Consider the following 351-nt stretch of genomic DNA (forward strand, 5'->3'; position numbering starts at 1 on the left):
CTGGCTGAAACCAACGGCCGGGTGCGGCGAGGAGAGCAGGGGATGGGCGGCGACGGCGAGGCTGTGCGCAGCGTCGCGAGCGATTCGGCCAGCAGCGGTGGCGAGGGTAGCGGAGCCATTGGGCAGCGGCGGCCTTCTCCAACTCGATCGGAATCGAATCGAAGGCGGCGGCGGCGGCGGCGCAAGGCGAAGATGTCGGAGAAGAAGCGCGGCGCCGGCACCCGCAAGGACGAGGTGGTGACCCGCGAGTACACCATCAACCTCCACAAGCGTCTCCACGGATGCACCTTCAAGAAGAAGGCGCCGAATGCCATCAAGGAGATCAGGAAGTTTGCACAGAAGGCCATGGGC

At 66.1% G+C, this 351-nt stretch carries 1 protein-coding gene; it reads left to right on the forward strand.

All coding sequences use genetic code 11. From position 1 onward, the window contains the following. Nucleotides 1-351 (forward strand): 60S ribosomal protein L31 (locus L9G74_RS23930; RefSeq protein ID WP_238898534.1); only part of this gene is annotated, 351 nt, incomplete at both ends.

The sequence above is a fragment of the Shewanella electrica genome, assembly GCF_022321485.1.
Lineage (GTDB): Bacteria > Pseudomonadota > Gammaproteobacteria > Enterobacterales > Shewanellaceae > Shewanella > Shewanella electrica.